Here is a 19,054-nt window from a genome sequence, read left to right on the forward strand (position 1 = left end):
AGTGACTGAAGTGGCTCCGGAGCCGGCTCCGATCGTCGTGCATTCCACCGCCGAGAAGCTGGCCGAGCTTCGTGCTCGTCTGGAGCTGGCCAAGGAGCCGGGTGGCGAGAAGGCCGCCGCCAAGCGCGAGAAGAAGGGCATCCCGAGTGCGCGGGCCCGCGTGCACGCGCTGGTGGACCCCGGCACCTTCTTCGAGATCGGTGCGCTGTGCAAGACCCCGGGTGACCCGAACGCGCTGTACGGCGACGGTGTGGTCACCGGGCATGCGCTGATCGACGGCCGCCCCGTCGGCGTGTTCTCACACGACCAGACGGTCTTCCAGGGCACCGTCGGCGAGATGTTCGGCCGCAAGGTGGCCCGGCTGATGGAGTGGTGTGCGATGGTCGGCTGCCCGATCATCGGCATCCAGGACTCCGGCGGAGCCCGCATCCAGGACGCCGTCACCTCGCTGGCGTGGTACGCCGAGCTGGGTCAGCGTCACGAGGCGCTGTCGGGTGTGGTGCCGCAGATCTCGCTCATCTTCGGCAAGTGCGCCGGGGGAGCGGTGTATTCGCCGATCCAGGACGACCTGCTGGTCTCGGTGCGCGACCAGGGCTACTTCTTCGTCACCGGCCCCGACGTGATCCGGGAGGTGACCGGCGAGGAGGTCACCCTCGACGAGCTCGGCGGCTCCGACGCGCAGGCCCGCTACGGCAACATCCACCAGGTGGTGAACTCCGAAGCCGAGGCGTTCCAGTATGTGCGGGAGTTCCTGTCGTTCCTGCCGTCCAACTGCTTCACGAAGCCGCCGGTGATCAATCCCGGATTGGAGCCGGAGGTCACGCCGACCGACCTGGAGCTGGACACGATCATCCCGGACTCCGACAACGCGGCCTACGACATGCACGAGATCCTGCTGCGCATCTTCGACGACGGCGACTTCCTGGAGGTCGCCGCGCAGCACGGGCCGGCGATCATCACCGGGTACGCCCGGGTCGACGGGCGTCCGGTGGGCGTGATCGCCAACCAGCCCATGCACCTGTCGGGCGCCATCGACAACGAGGCCTCTGACAAGGCGGCACGGTTCATCCGGTTCTGCGACTCGTTCCAGATCCCGCTCGTGTTCGTGGTGGACACCCCCGGGTTCCTGCCGGGCGCCGAGGAGGAGAAGCGGGGCATCATCAAGCGCGGCGGCCGGTTCCTGTACTCGGTGGTCGAGGCCGACGTGCCGAAGGTGACCATCACCATCCGCAAGTCCTACGGCGGTGCCTACGCGGTGATGGGCTCCCGGCAGCTGACTGCCGACTTCAACTTCGCCTGGCCCACCGCGCGCATCGCGGTGATCGGTGCCGAAGGGGCCGCGCAGTTGTTGATGAAGCGCTTCCCGGACCCGACCACGCCCGAGGCGCAGAAGATCAAGAAGGACTTCATCGAGGGCTACAACCTCAACATGGCGATCCCGTGGACCGCCGCCGAGCGTGGGTTCATCGACGCGGTGATCGACCCGCACCAGACGCGGCTGCTGCTGCGCAGGTCGATGCACCTGCTGCGGGACAAGCAGAACTGGTCCCGGTTGGCGCGCAAGCACGGGTTGATCCCGGTCTAGTTAGGCTGCCGAGCAGACGCAAAATCGCCCTATTTCGGCCGAAATAGGGCGATTTTGCGCCTGCTCGCGGGGTCAGCCGGTAATGAACATCAGGCGGAATTTGCCGATCTGAAGTTCGTCGCCGTTGGCCAGCACGGCGGACTCCACCGGCTCGCCGTTGACGTACGTATTGTTGAAGCTGCCGCAGTCTACGATGCTGAATGTGCCTTTCTCGCAACGTATTTCGGCATGCCGACGGCTGACCGTGATGTCGTCGAGGTAGAGGTCGCTGAGCTGATGCCGGCCGGCGGAGGTGACGGGCTTATCCAGGCGGAACTGTGCTCCGGTGTTGGGCCCGCGCGTCACGATGAGCATGCCCGAGCCCGACTGCAATGACTCGAGGTCCTTGACGGTTATCAGATCCTCAATGGCGGCAGACGCGCCGTTGAAGTCGGCGCGCCAGGAGGCGGTGATTGCCCCAGGGTGCGTGCTGCGCGGTGATGACTGAATCGTCGTGTTCATCGCCGTACCTCCATGTACGTAAACTCCGATCCATCGGACCATTTGCGCGACGTGCCGCAATAGGGACGGAAGTCCCACGTCCGGGAGTAATTCGGCAACGACCGGTCCGGGCCGGCTGTGAGTCCAAGCCGCCGACGCGTCGGGTGTTTTACGCTCGGCGGCTCAGTTAGCCGGCTCGACCAGGGTGAGCCGCGGCCCGTACACGTCGTAGGCGAACCGCACCGGGGTGCCCGCGTCGTGGGTGTGCTGCAGCACCGCCAGCCACCCAGCGAAGTTCGGGTCGCCGCGGTCCAGCAGATAGATGGCGGCGTGCCGGCCGAACACCACCCGCACCGGCGCGTCGGGCGCACCCACCATGAGTTGCTGCACGGTGTCCTGCTCGACCATCGGCGAAGAATTGGTGCTCGGGGTGGGCCCGGACGCGTGCCCGGTCGCCCCACCCGAGCACCCGGTGATAACCAACGCGAGCGCGACGATCGCCATGCACCGCCTCACAGCCGCAGCGCACCTTCGGCCAGTTCGTCGAAGCGGTCCAGCGCTTCGTCCCCCTCGGCGTCGATGCCGCGCAGCGGCCCGCGGTCGGCCAGGTAGCGCTGCGCGTACAGCCGTGCGACCAGCGCCTTGCGATCACCACCGCGCGTCTGCCGCTCCCAGGCCGCCTGTTCGGTGAGCAGCGCACCGGCGTAGACGTCGCCCATGAACTGGGCGAGCGGGAACAGCCGCGCCTCGGCCACGGCTCCGTCCAGCTTTCCCCACGCGGTGGCCGCCGCGTCCAGATCCTCGATCCGTTCGGCCACCAGCGCAGTGGTCGCGTCGTCGTCGGAGACCGACACCGCGTCACGCAACCGCGTCAGCAACGCCTCGTGGGCGCGGGTCTGCACGATGCCGCGGCGCACGTCCAGGCACAGGATGTTGTCCGGACCCTCCCAGATGGTGTTCACTTGGCCGTCGCGCAAAAGCCTTGCTACCGGCCAAGTTTCGATGTAGCCGTTGCCGCCGTGAATCTCGATCGCGTCGGAGGCGGCGGTGATTCCGAGCCGGGCGACCTTGAGCTTGGTGACCGGCACCGCGATCCGCTGACGGGTGCTCCGCGGTTGCTGGTGATTGGTCGCTCCGGTGCCGTCGAACACCAGCGCCTGGGCGGCTTCGACATCGACGATCAGCTCGGCGAGCTTGCGCCGCATCAGCGGCTTGTCGATCAGTGCTGCACCGAAAGCCTGCCGCTGCCGGGCGTAACACAGCGATTCGACCAGCGCGCGACGCGCATTGGCCAGGCCGAACAGCGCGATGCCCAGGCGGGCTGCGTTGGTCAGCTCCATCATCCGGCCCAGCCCCTTGCCGTCGGACGGGCCGGACTCCGCTGACGGCTCACCCGAGAGCAGAAAAGCTTCCGCGTCGACGAATTCGACTTCCCCGGAGGCCACCGAGCGGGTGCCGAGCTTGTCTTTGAGGCGTCGCACCCGAACCCCGTTGCGGGAGCCATCCCGACGGGTGCGCAGCACCAGGAAGTTGGCGACGCCGCGACTCGAGTCCGGGGCGCCTTCGGGTTTGGCGAGGACGACGAACGCCTCCCCGGCACAGTTGGACGCGAACCACTTGAATCCGTTCAGCAACCATGCGTCGCCGGACCGCCGCGCCGTGGTCTCCAGCGCACCCAGGTCTGAGCCGCCGGTGCGTTCGGTGAGTAATTGCGCCGTCTCGCCGGCCCATTCGCCGGAGTCGCATTTGGCCAGCACGTGATCGCGTACGTCGGCCGGTGCATACGCGGCCACCAGCGACTGGACCATGCCGCCGCCGGTCCCCAGCGCACAGCCCATCCCGATGTCGGCCTGGTTCAGCAGATAGTTCGACGCGAACATCGACAACGAGGACCGGAAGCCAGCAGCGCGGCACGCGTCGCGCAGCGAACCCTGGGCGTCGAGCACCGCACGCTTGGCCGCGGTGAACGACGGTGGCATCACCACCCGGCTGATGTCATGGCCCCACCGGTCGTAGCGCTCCAGCCGCGGCGGGTTGCGGTCGGTCTCCTCGGCCCAGCGGGCCACGGGGCCGCCCATCAGATCGCCGATCCGGATCAGCTGCGGTTCGACGACCGCCATTTCGTCCGGCTCGAGGTAGTACGCCATGGTGAATTGCAGCGTGGGATCCGTGCGGTACCAATTGAGTCCGACGGCACCCGCGTAATCGTCAGTGCGGTAGCGCTGCGACTTTTCCGGCGTCGAGAATGGCAGCCGATCAACGGCCTCGAGCTCGTAATCGCTCATTCCGCGACGGTATTACAGATTCGGGCTTTCTAGACGGGAGCCACGAACTCCGAGGTGTAATACTCGCCCGGCGCCTGATTGTGCTCATTCGGCGAGGTAACCATGACCCAGACTCCGGTGGTGCCCTGCTGGATTGGAGCGGTGATGGTCACGGCCGCCTGACCGGAGGGGTCGGTGTCGACCCCGGTGAACGTGGTTCCCGGATCCCCGGGCCCGCAGGTCGCCGACGTCGGGCGCGGCACCTGGATGAGACCGACGTCGTAGTGCATGCCGGGCTGATTGGATATCACCAGGTTGATGTCCGCACTCACCGACGAACCCGACGAGCGGAACAGGACGACGCCGCGCCCCAGCGACGTGCGCGGCGCCTGTACCGCGGTCTTCACGGCGCTGCCATCGCAATTTCGCAAGGTTGAACTGATGGGCACCGGCCCCGTTGCGGCCGCCATACCCGTGCCCAGCGTCAGCGTCGCAGCGCCGAGCACCGTGAAAGTTGAAACAGCAGTCCCGAACCCGGTGATTACCCGCATTTGACCCGTCCATTCCCCTATGAATGCCGTTGCACGGGGTGGATATTGACGATCGTTTACGCAGCTAAACCTGCATTAGCGTCAATTTGCTGGGCGCGGGCGCGGGCGCGGGCGCAGTGCGGCCGTTCAGCCGGGCGTCGGAACGGCCCCAGGGCCCGGAGTGCCGCCCGTGCCCCCGGTCCCTCCCGTCGTGGTTCTGCCCCCCGTGCCCAGTTCGCCGAGACCCCCGGTGCCGCCCGGCCCTGCCGTGCCCCTGCCTCCGTTACCGCCGTTGCCGCCCGTTCCTCCGGCCACGAAGGAATCTCGGGCAGTAGGTCCGCCGAGGCCGCCGGTCCCACCGTCGCCGCCAACGCCGCCGGGCCCGTTGGTGCCCACTCCGCCGTTACCCCCGGTCCCGCCGTTGCCACCGCTGGCGCCGCTGCCGGAGTTGTAGCCGCCGTTGCCGCCATCGCCGCCGTCGCCGCCGGCTCCGCCGAGCACACCGGTACCTCCGACTCCACCGCCTCCGCCGGCTCCGCCGCTGCCGACGAAGTTGACGCCGCCGTGTCCGCCGTCCCCGCCCGCGCCGCCGCGAGCACCCCCGCTGCCGCCGTTGCCGCCGGTTCCGCCGGCTGCCCCGGGCCCGGCGGCACTGAGACCGCCGTCCCCGCCCTGCCCCCCGTCGCCGGCGGTGCCGCTGGCGATCCCCCGGACCAGGTCTCCGCCGACTCCGCCGTCGCCGCCGCGGCCGCCGCCGCTGCTGCCGTCGCCGCCCACGCCGCCGATCCCACCGGTTCCGCCGGCTCCGTCCTGCAGACCGCCGAAACCGCCGTTGCCTCCCGTTCCGCCGGCGCCACCGAAGCCACTGAGCCGTCCGCTGCCGTTCCCGGTGAGGATGCCGGCGCCACCTGATCCGCCGGCACCGCCGTCGCCGCCGTCGCCGGACAACGAACCGGCGGTCCCGCCGGCACCGCCGTTGCCGCCGCGGGCTCCGTAGTAGCCGTCGGAGTTGCCACCTGCGCCACCGTCACCGCCGGCGCCGCCGTTGCCGGCGATCGTGCCCGCCGCGCCGCCGGCACCACCTTGTCCGCCCACGCCGCTGACGATGTCCTGCGGGAAGGTGCCACTGTTGATGCCGCTGTTGCCGCCGACGCCGCCGTTGCCGCCCGCGCCGCCATTGCCGACGGTGCCGCCCGCGGCTCCACCGTCACCGCCGGCTCCGCCCGCGCCTCCTGCTCGTACCGTGGCGCTGCCGGCCGCGCCGTTACCGCCGTTACCGCCGGCGCCGCCGTTTCCGACCGATCCGCCGTTGCCGCCGCGACCCCCGGCCGCGCCGGCCTGCCCGGCCACTGCGCCGTTGGCACCCGTCCCGCCGTGACCCCCGTCGCCGCCGCTGAGCGGGCTGTGTCCGGCCAGCCCGTCGCCGCCGGCCGTGGACCCCGCACCGCCGATACCGCCGGCGCCGCCGGCTCCCGGGTTTCCTCCGATGCCGCCGGCGCCGCCGACACCGTTGTTGATCGCCCAGTTGCCCGAGGCCCCCGCACCGCCGGCACCCGGGGCTCCGCCGTCCCCACCGGAACCCCCGGCGCCCGCGGCGCCCTGAGCGCCTGCCGATCCGAACAGGCCGCTGCTGCCGCCGGCGCCACCGGTACCACCGGCGCCGCCGACGCCGCCATTACCGCCGTTGCCGCCGGCCGCTCCTGAGTAGAGCGGGTTCGTCGAGGCCGCACCGTCTTGGCCTGCCCCGCCGGCACCGCCTGACCCGCCGCTGCCGCCGGCACCTCCCACTCCGCCGTCGCCGCTCAGCAGACCACCCGCGCCACCGCTGCCACCGGCGCCACCGCCACCGCCGTTGAATCCGTTGCTGCCGGCGGTGCCGACCGAGCCGACCGCGCCGGCGCCGCCGGCACCACCCGCGCCGCCGGTGCCGATCAACCCGGCATGCCCGCCATTGCCGCCTATCCCACCGGGCGTGCCCAGACTGGATGCCACCCCGCCCGCACCACCCGCTCCGCCGGACCCGGACAACCACCCACCGGCACCGCCGGCGCCACCGGCCGCACCCGATCCGCCGACGCCACCGGTGCCGCCGGCACCGAACAGGCCCGCGTCGCCGCCGCGGCCGCCGATCTGCCCGGCGCCACCGGAACCGCCGGCACCTCCGTTGCCCCAGAGGATTCCGCCGGCGCCGCCCGCCTGTCCGGTGCCGGCGGCACCGTCCGCGCCGTTGCCGATCAGCGGCCGTCCCAGCACCGCATTCGCAGGCGCGTTGATGACGCCCAGCACGTTCTGCTCAATTCCCTGCAAGAGATCGTTATTCGCCGCCTCGGCGAGCCCGTAATTGGCTCCGGAGGTCAGCAAAGACTGCACGAATTGCTCGTGAAACAGCGCCGCCTGCTTGCTCAGCGCCTGAAACGACTGGCCATGACCCGAAAAAAGCGCCGCGATCGCCGCCGAGACTTCGTCGCCGGCTGCGGCGGCTACCTGACCGGTGGTTGCCGCTGCGGTGCGGTTGGCCGATCCCAGCGCGGACCCGATGGCCGAGACCCGTACGGCCGTAGCGGCCAACTCTTGCGGCGCGGCAATGAGAAATGACACAGAAGATCCCTTCGGTTCATCGAAACCGCTGGGCGGCAGGCAATCTCGGGCGCACGAAGGTACCCGAAGAGAGCTGCGCTGCGCAGAATTTCGTCGTCGACTTGGTGGAGGATTGCCCTAGGCGAATGGCTCTTCACGCCTTGATAAGCGTGCTGGTGCCCGACCCGCCCGCAGGGCTTCGACACGATGCGCTCGATGGTGAGATTAGCAGCGGCGCGCTGCGGCATGCGGACGAATTGGAATACCGAGGGCAGATTTCTGCCCAATCGATCACGAATGTCCGTTGTCCGCAGGACGAACGCGCAATTTAGAATGCAATTCGGGAAATAATCGCCGCCCGGACCCCGGAGCAGCTGGCGCTCAACGGTTTTCCGAGAGCACCAGATAGTCGGTCAACGCATTTCCCAGTGCCACTGCGCCCAGCGCGGTGGGATGCAGCGGAACGCCACCGTCCTTGGCGACGTAGCCCTCCACGTAGCGTTCGCCGGCCGACGCGCACATGTCGTGTCCCTCGGACAGCGACCGCACATCGAAGAACTCCACGCCCTTGTCCGCGGCGAGTTGTCGCTGCCGGTCGTCGAGCTCGTCGACTTTGGCCTGCAGGTAGTTGGCGTCGTTCGGCAGCAGGGGTTGCGTGGGGAAGCAACCGCCGGGCCGGACGAAGGTTCCGTAGCCCACCAGGATGATCCGCGCCCGGGGCGCGTCGGCACGCAGCTGGTCGATCATGCTGGCCCATACCGGGACCTGCTCGTTGATCATGCGGGAAACCCTGTCGACGTTGTCGACGACGAAGCCCGCAGCGCACGGCTTGGGGTCGTTGGCTTTCACTTCGCAGGACTCTGCGTCCCCCGCCAGCCCGACGTCGTTGGCGCCGATGGTGATCGTGATCAGATCCGTAGGTGGCCCGACCATGTCGATTTGGCGCGGAATCAACCCGTGATCGGTCCGCTGTTCCCGGTTCACGACGTCGTCGGTGGTCGCTCCACTGCAGGTGACGTCGTGGAAGGCAATGGCAGCGAGGCGCCTTGCCAGCACGGCCGGGTAGTTGTTGGTCGACTTGTGGCAGCCGCGCGGCGCCGCCGGCTCGGGCACACCGGGAGCGGCGGCGAAGGAATCACCCATCGCGACGTAGTTGGACCGGGCGGCCGAGCCCGGGCCGGCCGTCGGTGCGGCGGCGCAACCGGCGGACGCAAGGCTCACCACCACGGTGATGCCAAAGCCCCTCGCCCACATGCCTTCCAGTGTTTCATCCCGCGTCACGGCCGGCCCTGGTGTAATAGCCGCAGCAGCAGGCCGCAGCAGTGAAATCCTCGAGGGAGACCAATGGCCGGCGGGATATCGCGGCGTCAGTTCGGTGCCGCCGCGGGAGCCGCGCTGACCGCCGCGGTAGCGGCGTGCGGTTCGCACGACAGTCGTGGCAGCCGGGACAGCAAACCCGCCACGCCCCCGATTCCGGCGGCCTCATCGCTCGGCTACACCGTCAACGTCGACGCCCCCGGCGGGGGGCGCGGATACGTCTTCTACGTCTCCGGTACCACGGCGGCCAATCCGGGTGGCACCGGCTCGAAGGCCGCGGTGCTGGTGATCGCCGACAAATCCGGACGGGTGGTGTGGCAGCGCGAGCTACCGGCCGGGCAGACCGCGGGCAACCTGCGCGTCCAGACCTATCAGGGCAGGCCAGTTCTCACCTGGTGGCAGGGGCTCAAGCAGGGCGGCCACGGACTCGGTCAGAGCTACATCGCCGACGAGCGGTACAACGTCATCGACACCGTCACCCCGGGCGGTGAACTGTCGTCGGACATCCACGAGTTCCGGCTCACGCCCGACGGGCACGCGCTGATCACCTCGTACCAGGAAGTCGTCACCGACCTCAGCGCCGTCGGCGGCCCGAAGGACGGCAGGATCTACAACTGCATCGCCTCGGTGGTCGACGTCGCGCGGCACCAGACGCTGTTCCAGTGGGATGCGCTGGCCCACGTGCCGGTCAGCGAGTCACCGGCAAAGTACACCGCCGGACAGGTTTTCGACCCGTACCACATGAATTCGATCGCGCTCGACCCCGCCGGCAACCTGCTGGTCAGCATGCGCGCGCTGTCCACGGTGTTCAATGTGGACCCGCGCAGCGGCGCGATCAACTGGCGCCTGGGCGGTAAGCAGTCGACATTCGCCTTGGGCGAGGGGGTCGAGTTCGCCTACCAGCATGACGTCGAGATGCCCGACGAGAACACGATCACGTTGTTCGACAACCATTTCGAGGGCAATGCCGGCCAGACCAGTGGCGGGTCGGTGCCGAGCAGCCTCAAGTGGATCCGCCTGGATCGAGCCGCGCGCACGACCTCGCTGCTGCGCGCGCAGCCCCATCCCGACAAACTCAGCAGCGGTGCCATGGGCAACCTGCAGCAACTCCCCGGCGGCGGCACCTTCTCCGGCTGGGGAACGGCCGGTCGGATCGCCGAATTCGCGGCCGACGGCACGATGCTCTACGACGTCGCGCTCGCCGGCGGCACCTACCGCGCCTACCTCAACGAGTGGACCGGCAACCCCGTCGAGCCCCCCAGGATGATCTTCGCCGGCGACACCGTGCACGCAGTGTGGAACGGCGCCACGGCGGTGCGCAGCTGGCGGCTGCGGCACGGTCCGCAAAGCACCGCGATGACGGCGTTGGCCGGCGCCGACTGGGCCGGATACGACACCGCTTTACCGCTGAACGGCAGCACTGCCGGCTACTACCAACTGCAGGCCCTGGACGCCGCCGGCAAAGTCATAGGCGAGACGCCGCCACTGCCCCACACAGGCTGAATCTGGGCTTATGGTGATCCGGTGCAGGGGACCCCCTTCGGGCGCTACCGGTTGCAGAACATGATGGGCCAGGGCGGCATGGGCGAGGTCTGGCGTGCCTACGACACGGCCACCAACCGGACGGTGGCCATCAAACTCCTGCCGCCGCAGCTGGCCACCGACCAGACGTTCGTGCAGCGGTTCCGCCGCGAAGCCGAGGCGGCCGCCCAGCTCAACAATCCGCACATCATTCCGATTCACAACTACGGCGAGATCGATGGCCGGCTCTATGTGGACATGCGGCTGGTCGAGGGCCGCGACCTGGAAGAGAAACTGGCCGGCGGGCCGCTGCCCCCGCAGCGCGCGGTGCACATCATCGAACAGGTGGCCCAGGCACTGCGAGCCGCGCACAAGGTGGGTCTGGTGCACCGCGACGTCAAGCCGTCCAACATTCTGTTGGACGAGGACGACTTCGCCTACCTGATCGACTTCGGCATCGCCCGCGGCGCCGACGACGCCGGTCTGACCGGTTCCCGCGAGATGATCGGCAGCTGGCACTACATGGCTCCGGAGCGGCTGATGGCCCAGGACGCCGACGCGCGCGCCGACGTTTACGCACTGACGTGTGTGCTGTACGAATGCCTGACCGGCAACCGGCCCTATCCCGGCGACTCGCTGGAAAGCCAGGTGACCGCGCACCTGACGTTGCCGCCGCCCCGGCCGTCGAGCACCCGGCCCGACCTGCCGGCGGATTTCGATGCGGTGATCGCCAAGGGCATGGCCAAAGAACCCGCCGAGCGGTACCAGACGGTCACCGAATTGGCTGCTGCCCTGGGGTCGCCTGCTGACGCCGACGCCGTTGCCGGCAGCGCCGAAACGATGGCGGCGGACGCCGCCGCTGTCACCGTGCTCAGCGAGGGGGCGGGCAAACCGCCGCTTCTCGCGAGGATGAGCCCCCGGGCCCGGGTCGCGCTCGGCGCCGTCCTGGTCACCCTGGTCGCGGCCGTCGTCGTCACCACCACCGTCTTCGTGCACCGCGCCGGGACCATGTCCGGTCAGTCGTCCGGTCAGTCGTCCGTGGTGAAGCCATCCCCGCCGCCGTCGCCGGCGCCGACCGAGATCGTGCTGCCGTTCGCCGGTCTCAACGGCCCGCTCGGGATTGCGGTGGATGGCGGCGGCAACGTGTACGTCGTCGACAACGGCAATAACCGGGTGGTGAAGCTGGATGCGGCGACGCTGGAGCAGAGTGTGCTGCCGTTCACCGACCTTCGGTACGCCGTCGGGGTCGCGGTCGACAGCCGCGGCACCGTGTACGTCAGCGACTCCTACAACGAGCGGGTGACGAAGCTGGCCGCCGGCGCCGCAAGCCAGACCGTGCTGAAACTCGAGCGCAACGGTCCGCACGGGATTGCCGTCGACGGCGCCGACAATCTGTACCTGGCCGACTGGATCAAAGACCGGGTGCTCAAGGTGGTGCCGGGGACCGGCGCTCAGACCGCGTTGCCGATGACCGGCCTGGACGGTCCCGAAGGGGTGACGGTGGACGGGGCCGGCAACGTCTACGTCGCCGACCTCGGCGACGGCCAGGTGACAAAGCTGACCGTCGAGACCGGTGCGCAGACCACGGTGCCGTTCTTCGGGCTGGTCAAGCCGTGGGGCGTGGCGGTGGACGGCGCCGGCAACGTCTACGTCAGCGATGCCGGCACCGGCCGGGTGGTGCGACTCGCCGCGACGACCGGTTCGCAGTCCGTGCTGCCGTTTCCCGGGCTCGACGGCCCGCACGGGGTGGCAGTCGACGGTGCGGGGAATCTGTACGTGGCCGAGAGCGGTAAGAACCGGGTGCTGAAGCTGCCGAAAGCGTGACTCGGCGTCGTGGGTGCGTCGAGCCTGTAAATCTGCAGGGGAAGTGCGGGTGGGGGTGTGCGTTATTGCAGGCTCGGTGGGGGTGTGGTGGTGGTCGCGTCGTGGGTGCGTCGAGCCTGCAGATCGGCAGGGGATCTGCCCCGAGTAACGGCCTGCGTATTTACAGGCTCGACGACGGCACTACGCGGACCGCATCGGCGCCGCGTTAGGGCTTGATCCGGATCTGCCCCGGCGACCACAACCCACTGCGTGTCGCCTCACCCAGGTCCAGCCGCGCCGGCGGCGCGTCGACGAGCGTGTCGAACTTGCGTAGCGAACCCCAGTCGCGGGCCCAGTCGCGCGACAGGTAGGTCGCCATGACGTGGGCGCGCAGCAGCAGGTCGGTGATGCCGAGCAGGCCGCCGTTGACCCCGTCCTCCCAGGTGTCGGTGTCAAGCTTCTTCGCGTTGTAGTCCGGGGTGATGCGGAACCGCGGGATTTCGGTGACGCCGTTGGTGTGCAGCATCGGTTGCTGGCACGGGAACGCCAGGCCCACCGCCCAGTCCAGCAGCACCGGCTGCGTCGAGCCGACATACTCCTGCAGCGACCGCAGCTCGGGCACCCGCGGCGGGGTCACCGCGATCCAATCCTCCGGCGTCAGCGACAGGTCCTCGGCCACCACCCGCACCGCGACGGCGTCGGCGGGCATCTTGTCCCGGGCGAAGCGCAGATTGCGCCAGGCCTTGGGCTGCTCGCCATACAGGTCATCGGGCACCATCCGCCCGGCCGGTACCAGGGCCCCCGGCCCGGGCCGGGCGTATTCCAGCACGACGGTCTGGCCGGACGTGTAGTGGTGCAGCACGCTGTTGCCGGCGATCTTGCCGGCCGCGGTGATGACGACCAGCGGGTGCCCGTCATCGGGCTTGGGCAGCTGATACCAGGCCGACGCGAGCCGGCTCTGCTGCTGCGCGCCGGTCGTGTAAGTGCCGGCCAGCGGCACGCGCGCCGGGTCGAGCTGGTAGGGCAGCGGCACCGTCGAGCCGTTGATGCCGGGTGTCTTGAGCTTGGTCGGGGCGTCCCAGTCGTAGTCGGTGCCGGGCTGGTTCGGCTTCATCACCACGGCCTCGGCCACGGTGTGCTCGGGCACGCCGTTGGGTGAGAAGCCGACGGGGTCGCTGCCGCCCAGCGGACCGAGCGGTCCGTAGTTGCCGGGCAGCGGCGTCATGAAGCCGGAATTGGTGTCCGGTTCGACGAGCACGTCGTCGGCCAGTCCGCAGCCGCCGGCGAACGCCCGCAGGTTCGACCAGCCGTTGGAGTAGGTGGGGTACTGGCGCACGATGCCGATCCCCATCGACGCGACGAACACCAGCACCATGAAGCCGGCCGCCAGCGCAACCGGCGCGGTCGTCAAAAAGCGCGCCACCCGCCCCTCGCCGCTGCCGCGCGGCGCGAAGTGCAGCCACGCCGCATACACCGCGGCGATCACGAAGAGCGCGAAAAAGACTGTGCTGACCGTGATTCCGCCGAGTTTGGGCATGGTGGAGTTGAACGGGACGCCGTAGCTGGATACGTACCACCAGCCATTAGTGGTGGCGAAACACAGCGCCACCACGAAGAACACCGCCGCCAGGAACGCCATCCGGTTGCGCGACCAGCGCAACACCGCTGGCGACACCAGCACCGTCGTCAACGCCGCCATCGCCGCACCCACCGCGGCGAACAACCCGAAGTGGTGCACCCATTTGGTGGGGGCGAACATCAGGAAGAACATGGTGCCGAAGATGACGCCCATCAGCCGCCACGCAGGACCGCGCGCCACACCGGGCACCCGCTTGCGCCGCAGCATGATGAACACCGCGGTGAACAGGCACAGCGCGGCGATCAGGAAGCCGAACCGGCGCGACAGCGAACCGTCGACGGTCGGCAGGAACAGGTAGTAGTAGCGCAGGTTCTCGGTGTACCAGGCCTGGCTGGGCCCGATCTTGCTGCGCACACGGGTGGCTTCCAGCACCGTCGACAAGGTCTGGTCGGCGAACACGACGGTCAGGATCACGGTGCCGGCGGCCAGCATCGGCGACAACAGCGGCAACGTGCCGACCATGCGGCGGCGCTTCACCAGGATCCGCAGGATCGGGCGGCCACCGGCCACCAGTGCGGCAACCGCGATCAGGCCGGTGGGCTGCACGCCCAGGGTGAACGCGGCGGTGATGATGGCCAGCGCGGCCGGCGTCAGGCGGCTGTAGCGCATCGAGCGCTCGATCAGCACGTAGGTCACCAGCGATCCGAGGGCGATGATGCCTTCGGGGCGCAGGCCGTTGTTGAACGGCATCCACGCGGTGAGCAGCACCATTGCCGCCGCCCAGTTGGCGGGTTTGCTGGCCGCGACCGCCGGGCCGAGTCGGGGCAGCACTTCGCGCGACAGCAGCAGCCAGCAGATCAGCCCGGCGACCAGGTCCGGCAGCCGCATCCAGATGCTGGCGTCGCTGACATGGGTCATCAGGGCCAGCAGGTTGTAGTACCAGCCGAACGGGTCTTCGGGGCTGCCGAACCAGCGGAAGTAGTTGGACATGTAGCCCGCGCGGTCGGCGACGCGCGCCATGCCCAGGATGTAGCCGTCGTCGGAGGAGTTGGCGCCCATCACGTGCCAGAGCAGGAACGCGACGATCACCACGCCGTCAAGCAGGGTGAAGGTGCGCCAGTTGGCCGGGATCCACCGCCGCATCCGGTGGCCGTCCAGCTGGTCGAGTCGCCACAGCGCAAGAAGCGCGACGATGGTGGCGACGATCGCGCCGACCATGGCGAGCAGCTTCAGCGTGGTCGGGGTGCTGGAGAACCGGGTGTCGATGGTCGCCGACAGGCTCAGCTGGGGTGGTGCGGGGCCGGTCAGGTCGGTGAACACCCCGACGATCTGTGGGCGCAGGTTCGGGTCGGGGAAGCCGCTGCGCAGCGGGGCGCCGCGCGGGTCTTTCAGCCCGATGAACTCGGCGAACGTCCCGGCGTGGGTCGAGCTGATGTCGATGCGCTCGCACTGCGGGGACCGCATCAGATCGCGCGGCACCGACAGGATCACCACGTTGCGGTCGGTGACGTCCACCCGTTGTGCGCTCACCACAACGAACAGCGCGTTGAGGTTGGCGTCCTTACCCTGCTTGGGTGCGGTGCCCAGGATGACGCCGCCGGTGGGCGGCATGTCGCGCTCGATGCTGCACGGCACCGACGCCTTGAAGTCGACCGGTGTCAGCGAGATCAGTGGCGAGGTCACGCTGTTGAGTTGGCCGTTCTGCGGCCAGTTGAGCATCGCGGTGGTCTGCACAACCGGCAGCAGCGGTGTGGCGACCGACAGCACGAAGCCGATCAGCCCGGCGATCGTTGCCACCCACCGGGTCACCTTCGTCTCGCGAGCTGGGGGTACCTCCCGCTTGCGGGGGAACGTCAAATCGCCTGAATCCGCCCGATTTTGTGCGATTTCGCGTCTGCTCGGGGGGAGGGGGCTCGCGGAAGGGCTGGCGGGACTGGTCATGGGAGGGCCCTAATCGGTCCTTGCCGGCTCCAGCCGGGCACTGTGGTCACACCTTGCTGGACGGTGGCTTCGGGGGCCTGGTCGGCGGGAATCAGCCGGTGATACTGCTCCACCGAACCCCAGTCGCGATACCAGTCGCCGCTCAGATAGGTCGAGATGGTCGACGTCCACAACAGACCCTGAGTGAACATGAACGGGCCGCCGGTCGAGGCGGACTGCCACAGGTTCGACGAGACGGCGGTCTGCTTGTGGTCGGGCAGGATGCGGTATTCCGGCAGCTCCGCAATACCGAGGTGCTCGGAGAACGGCCGCTGACACGGGAAGTTGGCCGCCGTCGCGATGTCCATCAGCACCGGGGTCTGCGACCCGATGAGGCGCTGCAGCGATTCCAGCTCCGGCACCCGCGGCGGCGTGAACGCGAACCACTGCTCGGAGCTGAGGTTCGGGTCGTAGGCGACGATGCGGGCCACATTGGCTTCCGGCGGCGCCCAGGCGAACGGGAACCGCAGGTTGCGCCAGGCCGGCTGCGGGCCCAGGTCGATCGGGAACACCTCGCCCAGCGGCAGGGTGCTGCCGTCGGGTTTGGCCACCCCCCATTGCAGCTTCAGCGACTGCCCGTACATGAAGTCGCCGTCCTCTTTGTAGGACCAGATGGCCCCGGCGGCCGAGACCACCACCAGGGGCCGGTCCGGCCGGCGCGCGGGCAGCTGATACCACGCCGAGGTGGCGCGGGCCGCCAGGTTGTTCTCCCCGTAGCTGCCCATCACCGGCGTGCGGGCGGGGTCCAGACCGAACGGCAGCGCCGCGTGCGAGCCGTTGACCCCGACCGGGCCCTTGCCGCCGGCGGTGCCGGCCGAGTCGGTGATGGCGGCGTTGGGCTTGTTCGGGGACGCGTCGGAGTTGACGACGCCGGGCTTGCTCACCACCGGGTCGGATTTCAGGTCCTCACCGACGCCCTCGGGCTTGAAGCCCACCGGATTGACCCCGCCGAGCGGGCCGTCGGGGCCGAATTCCTGCCCCGGCACGGGTTGCAGCATTCCGGCGTTGGAGTCGGGTTCGGCGAGCACGTCGTCGGCCATCGCGCAGCTGGTCGGTGACAGCCCGGATTGCACGGCGGCCAGGTTGGCCTTGGCGGTGGTGTACAGCGGATAGCGGAACACCGCGCCCTTGGCCAGCGAACCGACCTCGCCCGCCACCATGATCACCGCCACCACCAGCAGCGGAGTCGATGCCAGCACCCGGTTACGCCGGTTGTTCTTGACCTCGGTGTGTCCGGCGTAGTCCATCCGGAAGTGGTACCAGGCGGCCAGCAGGCCGGTGAGGATCGACAGCATCAGGAACATCGTCGTCACCGGGTGGCTGGCGATGACGGGCTGGATGTCGTACCACGGCACGCCGTAGTTGCCGACGTAGAACCAGCCGTTGATGCCGGACGTCGCCCAGGCCAGCACGAACAGCAGCGCGGTGACATACAGCGCCAAATTGCGCCGGCTGTGCAGGCCGATCCGTGCCACGGTGAAGGCGGTGAGACCGCCCAGCGCACCCGTCAGCCCGGCGAAGGCGCCGAACTGGATGGCCCACTTGGTAGGCGTGAACGTCAGCAAGAGCAGGCCGATCGCGGTGGTGCCGATCAGCCGCCAGGCCGGTCCGCTGGCCAGCCCCGCCACCCGGCCGCGCCGCAGCAGCACGAACAGCATCCCGAACATGCACAGCAGCAGCACCAGGACGGAGAACCGCCGCGCCATCGACCCGTCGGCGTTGCTCTCGACGGTGAGGAAGTAGTAGCGCAGGAAGTCCTGGTACCACGCGATCGTCGGGCCGACCGTGTACTTGATCCGCGCCGACTCGGCCGCCGTGGCCAGCGTCTGGCTGTGGAACACCACCACCGTGATCAGCGACAACGACGCCGCCAGGGTGATCATCGGCGCCAGCCGGCCGTCGGTGGCCCGGCGGCGGCGGATCGTCTGGGCGATGGCGCGGGCACCCGTCAACAGCGGCGCCAGCGCGATCAGCCCCTGCGGAGCCAGCGTCACGGTGAGCATCGCGACGATGATCGCGACGGCCGCCGGAGCCAGCCGTCCCAGCGCAATGGACCGCTCCACCAGGATCCAGGTGACCATGACGCCCAGCGCGATCAGCGGCTCGGGGCGCAGGCCGTTGTTGAACGGTATCCACGCGGCCACGAACACCGCCCCGGCCGTCCACACCGCCACCCGGTTCGCGCCGAGACCACCCCGCGCCGGGCCCAGCCGACGCAGCACGTAGTGGCTGATGAGCAGCCAGCAGACGATGGCGGCCAGCGTCGCGGGAAGCCGCATCCACACGCTCGCGCTGCTGACCGACGCCATCCGGGACAGCACCCCGAAGTACCAGTCGAACGGTGCGTCGGTGGTGCCGAAGTAGCGGTAGTAGTCGACGTTGTAGCCGGCCTTCGGAGCCACCCGGGCGATGGTCAGGTTGTAGCCGTCATCGGAGGAGGTGGCGCCGATGATGTGCCAGAGCAGCAGGGTTCCGATCACCACGAGGTCGGCGAGCCAGGTGGCGATGCCCGCCCTGATCTTCGGCAACCGCGGGCGCCAGCCACGCAGTGTCTCGCCCCGGCTCAGCCCGTCCAGCACCGCCAGCGCGGCGATGGCGCCGAGCACCGCGAGCGCGCCCAGCACCATCGCGAGCGTCCTGAGGGCGGTGGGCCGCAGGATGAACCGGGTGTCGACGTCGACTTTCGCGGAGAGCCCTGGCTGTGCGGGCACCTTGAGGTCGGTGAAAATCCCGCCGACCTGCGGCTTCTTCTCCGGGTCGAGCCGCCCGGCGGCGCCCGGGATACCGACGAAGTCCGCTCCCGCGCCGCCCGCGTCGGCCCAGACGTGCAGCACGCTGCATCCGCCGGCCGCGATCTTGGCGCGGGGCGCCACCGCGGCGACGGTGTCGCGGAACGCGACGACGACGGAGTCTTTGTTCGCGCGGACGAACAGACCGTGCTTGCCGGTCTGGAAGCCGTCGGAGGGGAGCGTGGAGACCACCAGACCGCCGCTGGCCGGCAGCGTCGCGATGGCCGAGCAGGGAATCGAGATGTCCAGGTCGCGCGGCGCTCCCGACACCAACGGCGCCGTGATCTGACTGATGTTGCCGTCCGGGGCGTTGCCCTGCGGCCACAGGATGGCCGCCGTGGTCTGCCGCACCGGAAGCAGCGGAACCAGCAGGCACAACAGCAGACCGGCGATGCCGGAGACGACGGCTGCTAACCGGGCGATCCGGTGGGACCGCTGATTACCGTCGGGGGACACGAGGCTCGATCGTAGGCGACGCGACTGAGTGGTCTTCGGATGCGGGGCCGGGGTTCAGCCTCCGGAGTTGCCTTTCGGGGCTGGGGCGCCGGCCGGTCCGTCGATCCGCAGGCGACGCTGCCGAAGCCGCGGATTCCGCGCACTTGCCGCCGCCGCCACACCGAAATGGTGGG

The 19,054-nt window shown here is 69.3% G+C and carries 13 protein-coding genes; 5 read left to right on the plus strand and 8 right to left on the minus strand.

The window, feature by feature from the left end:
• Position 1: 1 nt before the first annotated feature.
• Positions 2–1,585: an acyl-CoA carboxylase subunit beta gene (locus tag QXK92_RS26440; protein ID WP_306246739.1), complete on the plus strand. Its 1,584-nt coding sequence runs from the start codon at positions 2–4 to the stop codon at positions 1,583–1,585.
• 72 nt (positions 1,586–1,657) lie between these two features.
• On the opposite strand, the gene QXK92_RS26445 is transcribed toward QXK92_RS26440, so the two are convergent.
• The 4 genes from QXK92_RS26445 to QXK92_RS26460 all read right to left on the minus strand — a co-directional run bounded on the left by QXK92_RS26445 (position 1,658) and on the right by QXK92_RS26460 (position 4,661).
• The gene (locus QXK92_RS26445; protein WP_306246741.1) at positions 1,658–2,086 is read right to left on the minus strand and encodes an FHA domain-containing protein; all 429 of its coding nucleotides are present in this window, start codon (positions 2,084–2,086) and stop codon (positions 1,658–1,660) included.
• Between the two features lie 162 nt (positions 2,087–2,248).
• Positions 2,249–2,569: a hypothetical protein gene (locus QXK92_RS26450; RefSeq protein WP_306246744.1), complete on the minus strand. Its 321-nt coding sequence runs from the start codon at positions 2,567–2,569 to the stop codon at positions 2,249–2,251.
• 8 nt (positions 2,570–2,577) lie between these two features.
• Positions 2,578–4,350, minus strand: a complete 1,773-nt coding sequence (locus QXK92_RS26455; protein ID WP_306246746.1) for an acyl-CoA dehydrogenase family protein — start codon at positions 4,348–4,350, stop codon at positions 2,578–2,580.
• A 29-nt stretch (positions 4,351–4,379) separates the two neighbouring features.
• Positions 4,380–4,661 carry a hypothetical protein gene (locus QXK92_RS26460; RefSeq protein ID WP_306246748.1) on the minus strand — a complete coding sequence of 94 codons (282 nt, stop codon included), beginning with the start codon at positions 4,659–4,661 and terminating at the stop codon, positions 4,380–4,382.
• Here QXK92_RS26460 and QXK92_RS26465 point away from each other — a divergent pair.
• Positions 4,648–4,884 (plus strand): hypothetical protein, encoded by a 237-nt coding sequence (locus QXK92_RS26465; RefSeq protein WP_306246751.1) that lies wholly within the window; start codon positions 4,648–4,650, stop codon positions 4,882–4,884. The two genes, QXK92_RS26460 and QXK92_RS26465, sit on opposite strands and share 14 nt — an antisense overlap.
• Positions 4,885–5,006: 122 nt before the next feature.
• Here QXK92_RS26465 and QXK92_RS26470 read toward each other — a convergent pair whose 3' ends face one another.
• Positions 5,007–7,457, minus strand: a complete 2,451-nt coding sequence (locus QXK92_RS26470) for a PE family protein (protein WP_306246753.1) — start codon at positions 7,455–7,457, stop codon at positions 5,007–5,009.
• Between QXK92_RS26470 and QXK92_RS26475 the strand changes: the two genes are divergently transcribed.
• Positions 7,451–7,768, plus strand: coding sequence for a hypothetical protein (locus QXK92_RS26475; protein ID WP_306246755.1), 318 nt, complete (start codon positions 7,451–7,453; stop codon positions 7,766–7,768). The genes QXK92_RS26470 and QXK92_RS26475 overlap by 7 nt on opposite strands.
• A 49-nt stretch (positions 7,769–7,817) precedes the next feature.
• On the opposite strand, the gene QXK92_RS26480 is transcribed toward QXK92_RS26475, so the two are convergent.
• Positions 7,818–8,690 carry an SGNH/GDSL hydrolase family protein gene (locus tag QXK92_RS26480; protein WP_306246757.1) on the minus strand — a complete coding sequence of 291 codons (873 nt, stop codon included), beginning with the start codon at positions 8,688–8,690 and terminating at the stop codon, positions 7,818–7,820.
• A 90-nt stretch (positions 8,691–8,780) separates the two neighbouring features.
• Between QXK92_RS26480 and QXK92_RS26485 the strand changes: the two genes are divergently transcribed.
• Both QXK92_RS26485 and QXK92_RS26490 read left to right on the plus strand, forming a co-directional pair.
• Positions 8,781–10,256: an arylsulfotransferase family protein gene (locus QXK92_RS26485; RefSeq protein WP_306246759.1), complete on the plus strand. Its 1,476-nt coding sequence runs from the start codon at positions 8,781–8,783 to the stop codon at positions 10,254–10,256.
• Between the two features lie 21 nt (positions 10,257–10,277).
• Positions 10,278–12,098, plus strand: coding sequence for a serine/threonine-protein kinase PknD (locus tag QXK92_RS26490; RefSeq protein WP_306246761.1), 1,821 nt, complete (start codon positions 10,278–10,280; stop codon positions 12,096–12,098).
• Between the two features lie 205 nt (positions 12,099–12,303).
• Here the strand turns inward: QXK92_RS26490 and embB are convergent, their stop codons facing one another.
• Both embB and QXK92_RS26500 read right to left on the minus strand, forming a co-directional pair.
• Positions 12,304–15,597, minus strand: coding sequence for an arabinosyltransferase EmbB (gene embB, locus QXK92_RS26495; protein ID WP_371934603.1), 3,294 nt, complete (start codon positions 15,595–15,597; stop codon positions 12,304–12,306).
• The gene (locus QXK92_RS26500) at positions 15,594–18,881 is read right to left on the minus strand and encodes an arabinosyltransferase domain-containing protein (protein WP_306246765.1); all 3,288 of its coding nucleotides are present in this window, start codon (positions 18,879–18,881) and stop codon (positions 15,594–15,596) included. Before QXK92_RS26500 ends, embB begins: the two co-directional genes overlap by 4 nt.
• Positions 18,882–19,054 lie beyond the last annotated feature (173 nt).

The organism is Mycobacterium sp. TY815, assembly GCF_030755135.1.
Lineage (GTDB): Bacteria > Actinomycetota > Actinomycetes > Mycobacteriales > Mycobacteriaceae > Mycobacterium.